This window comes from Dietzia sp. B44 (genome assembly GCF_014145245.1).
GTDB classification, from domain to species: Bacteria; Actinomycetota; Actinomycetes; order Mycobacteriales; family Mycobacteriaceae; genus Dietzia; species Dietzia natronolimnaea.
Genome location: NZ_JAALEF010000033.1, coordinates 1 through 3,397, shown reverse-complemented (window position 1 = coordinate 3,397; position 3,397 = coordinate 1). Strand labels below are relative to the sequence as shown.

Sequence of the window (3,397 nt, the reverse complement as noted above, 5' to 3'; positions counted from 1 at the left end):
GCTCCCGGGCCGTGGCCCTGCACCTCGGGCGGACCGGGGTGTCGACACTCAGGTGGGTCCTGGACGCGGTGGAGGGCTGAGGCCGGACCGGCTGCGAGGGCGCGGCGGGCCGAACGGGGCTACCCTGTGACGATCCGACCCGGCACGGGTCGGCCGTCCCGTCGGCGGGGACCCCTCCCGCCCACCACAGTGAGGTACCCATGGCCGGTGGTCTCGCCGCCCTGCTCGACGACATCGCCGTCCTCGCCCGGATGGCCGCGGCCAGTACCGACGACATCGCGGCCGCCTCCGGACGCGCGAGCGTCAAGGCCGCCGGAGTGGTGGTCGACGACACCGCCGTGACCCCGCAGTACGTCCGCGACGTGGAGCCGTCGCGCGAACTGCCCATCATCCGTCGGATCGCCACGGGTTCCCTGGGCAACAAGGCCATCATCATCGTCTTCGCGCTCCTGCTCAGCCAGTTCGTCCCGTGGATCCTCACCCCACTGCTGATGCTCGGTGGTGCGTACCTCTGTTACGAGGGCGCGGAGAAGGTGTGGGAACGCGTCACCGGCCACCACGAGGAGGCCACGCCAGTCGTCGAGAAGGGCCCCGACGCGGAGAAGCGGATGATCCGCGGGGCGGTGACCACCGACTTCATCCTCAGCGCCGAGATCATGATGATCGCGCTCAACGAGGTCGCCGAGGAGCCGTTCTGGACCCGCGCGGCGATCCTGGTGGTGGTGGGGCTGTTCATCACCGCGCTCGTCTACGGCGTGGTGGCGGTGATCGTCAAGATGGACGACATCGGACTCCACCTGGCCGGGAGGGACTCCCCGGGGGTGAAGAGGTTCGGCAGCGGTCTGGTCCGGGCGATGCCGACGGTCCTCGAGGTGATCTCGTTCGTCGGGATGCTCGCGATGCTGTGGGTCGGCGGACACATCCTCCTGGTGGGACTGGACGAGCTCGGGGCGACCGCCCCGTACCACCTGGTGCACCTGCTGGAGGAGCCGGCCGCGGCGGTGGCAGGCGTCGGGAGTGTGCTCGGGTGGCTGGTCAACACGGTGTGCTCGCTGCTGTTCGGCCTGGTCGTCGGCGCGGTGGTGGTGGCCGTGGCCCACGTCGTCCCCCGTCGACGGGACGAGTCGGGGCCCGCCCCCACCACAGCGGAGGCCGCCGGGACCGGTCACGCGAGGGACTGATGCTCCTCACCGTGGGGCACGGTCGGCTCGCGGGCGACGAGCTCGGGGGGTTGCTCACCGGCGCCGGGGTCGAACTCCTGGTGGACATCCGTCGATTCCCCGGGAGCCGCGCCAACTCGGCCGCCGCACAGGGGGCGGTGCCGGAGCTCGCCCGCGACCTCGGCATCGACTACCGCTGGGAGGAGCAACTCGGGGGCCGTCGCACGCTCACGGCGGAGCAACGGCGCGACTCACCCGACACCTGGTGGCGCGTCGAGGCGTTCCGCGCCTACAGCGCGTGGACCCGCTCCCCCGGGTTCCGCGCGGCCCTGGACCGGGTCGTCGGGGACGCGCGCGCCCGTCGGACCGCGGTCATGTGTTCGGAGTCCGTGTGGTGGCGCTGCCACCGCAGGATCGTGGCCGACGTGACGACGACCGTCCACGACCTCCCCGTGGGGCACCTCATGCACAGCGGGTCGATCACCGGGCACAGCCCGAGCGAAGGACTTCGGCTCGACGCCCACGGACAGCCGGTGTGGGACGCTGGCGTCGCCTAGGCTCATGGGCATGGAACCGGCACCCTCCCTCGCCCCCGTCGCCGCACTTCTCGGCACCTGGAGGGGTGAGGGCGCGGGGTCGTATCCCACCATCGAGGACTTCACGTACACCGACGAGGTGGTCTTCACTGATGTCGGCAAGCCGTTCCTGCACTACGTCCAACGGTCGTGGAGCGCGGACGGCTCCCCCATGCACACCGAGACGGGTTATCTGCGCATCCCGGGGGCCGGGACCGCCGAGCTGATCCTGGCGCAGCCCATGGGACAGACCGAACTCGCCGAGGGCACCATCGTGGCCGAGGCGGACTCGCTCGTCCTGGAATTCCAGGCCCGGGTGGCCAACAGCGCCACCGCCAAGCAGGTGGACGCCACCGGGCGCCGGTACGAACTCACCGGGGACAGGTTGGTCACCACCTTCGCCATGGCCGCGGTCGGACAGCCGATGACCCATCACCTCCACTCCGATATGCGGCGGGTCTGAGCGCCGTGGCCGAGAAGAAGAACGACGGGCGGTCCGCGAACATCAAGGACGAGAAGGTCTACGAGGCGCTGCGCGACGACGGCGCCAGCAAGGAGAAGGCCGCCCGGATCGCCAACGCCTCGGCCGGGCGATCGCGGTCCGAGGTCGGCCACAAGGGTGGCAAGGCCGGCTCGTACGAGGACTGGACCGTCGACGAGCTCCGCGACCGCGCCAGGGAGATCGGCATCGAGGGACGCTCGTCCATGACCAAGGACGAGTTGATCGAGGCGTTGCGGGAGCACTGAGCCGGGCTCACCGGGCCGGGCTCAGCGGGCCGCGCGCTCACCCTCGTCGGCGTGTGGCCCGGTGCGTCAGCGCGCCGCGTCCCCCCGCCACACGAGCCGGGACACCCCCAGCCCGTCGAGCTCCCACCGCAGCTGGGACTGCGAGGGGGACTGGACGGGGAGGAACGCGGCCTCACGCATCCGACGATTGGCGGGGGCGTCCTGCGCATACCCCATTCCACCGCAGAGGATGGCCTCGAGTCGCGTGGCGGCGGGAGCGATCTCGGCGCCGTCCAGGCGCAACAGGAGGAGGTCGACGAGAGCGCCCTCTCCCGGCCGCGACGCCAGTCGGTGCAACTCCGAGTGCATGTGCTCGTGGCGGTCCACCAGCGCGGAGTGCTCGTCGGCGGAGAACGCACCGAGGCCGCCGAGCAGTCCCTCGACCTCGGTGAGAGAACGCGCCGCGACACCCGAGCAGAACGCGGCCTGCAGGACGAGGAACTCCGGGCGCACGCCGGTCAGGAAGTCCCCCAGGTCCTCCCCCAGCACCTGCTCGTCGGGGACGACGACGCCGTCGAGCCCGATCATGGTCGAGGCCGTGGCGTTGAGCGCCAGGAGATCCGGGGCGCTGCGCATGTCCACGCCCGGAGTCGACGCCTCGAAGGCCAGGACGAGGCTGCGCCCGTCCCCGGTGTTGGCGGCCAGGACGATCGTGCTGTCCTCGTAGACGTTGGAGGCCCACGCGACCGGGCCGTCGATGCGGTAGCCGCCGTCGACCGGAGTGGCGGTGATCGGGACTCTGCCCAGCCCGACCGCCTGGCGCTGGGCAACGGCCATGCCGGTCACACCGGGCCGGTCCCCCGTGGCCACGGCGCGATAGGTCCGCCACGCGGCGTCCGACCGGTCCGCCGCGTGGCGGAGGTAGGCGGCGGTCAT

5 protein-coding genes are annotated in these 3,397 nt (G+C 71.7%); 4 read left to right on the top strand and 1 reads right to left on the bottom strand.

The annotated features are described in order from the left end of the window. Window positions 1–200 precede the first annotated feature (200 nt). The 4 genes from G6017_RS01445 to G6017_RS01430 are packed head-to-tail and all read left to right on the top strand — an operon-like array spanning window position 201 to window position 2,482. Window positions 201–1,181 (top strand): DUF808 domain-containing protein, encoded by a 981-nt coding sequence (locus G6017_RS01445; RefSeq protein ID WP_179525617.1) that lies wholly within the window; start codon window positions 201–203, stop codon window positions 1,179–1,181. Then, window positions 1,181–1,717 (top strand): DUF488 domain-containing protein, encoded by a 537-nt coding sequence (locus tag G6017_RS01440; protein ID WP_179525618.1) that lies wholly within the window; start codon window positions 1,181–1,183, stop codon window positions 1,715–1,717. Before G6017_RS01445 ends, G6017_RS01440 begins: the two co-directional genes overlap by 1 nt. A 10-nt stretch (window positions 1,718–1,727) precedes the next feature. Next, complete coding sequence (locus G6017_RS01435) at window positions 1,728–2,198, top strand: heme-binding beta-barrel domain-containing protein (RefSeq protein WP_182615563.1); 471 nt, start codon at window positions 1,728–1,730, stop codon at window positions 2,196–2,198. Window positions 2,199–2,203: 5 nt separating this feature from the next. Next, window positions 2,204–2,482, top strand: coding sequence for a DUF7218 family protein (locus G6017_RS01430; protein WP_179525620.1), 279 nt, complete (start codon window positions 2,204–2,206; stop codon window positions 2,480–2,482). Window positions 2,483–2,548: 66 nt separating this feature from the next. Here the strand turns inward: G6017_RS01430 and G6017_RS01425 are convergent. Beyond that, a partial coding sequence (locus G6017_RS01425; RefSeq protein ID WP_182615561.1) for an acyl-CoA dehydrogenase family protein occupies window positions 2,549–3,397 on the bottom strand: 849 nt, incomplete at its 5' end.

Coding starts and splice junctions, on each gene's coding strand:
- G6017_RS01440 (WP_179525618.1), top strand. CDS start 1,181: ATGCTCCTCACCGTGGGGCACGGTCGGCTCGCGGGCGACGAGCTCGGG.
- G6017_RS01445 (WP_179525617.1), top strand. CDS start 201: ATGGCCGGTGGTCTCGCCGCCCTGCTCGACGACATCGCCGTCCTCGCC.
- G6017_RS01435 (WP_182615563.1), top strand. CDS start 1,728: ATGGAACCGGCACCCTCCCTCGCCCCCGTCGCCGCACTTCTCGGCACC.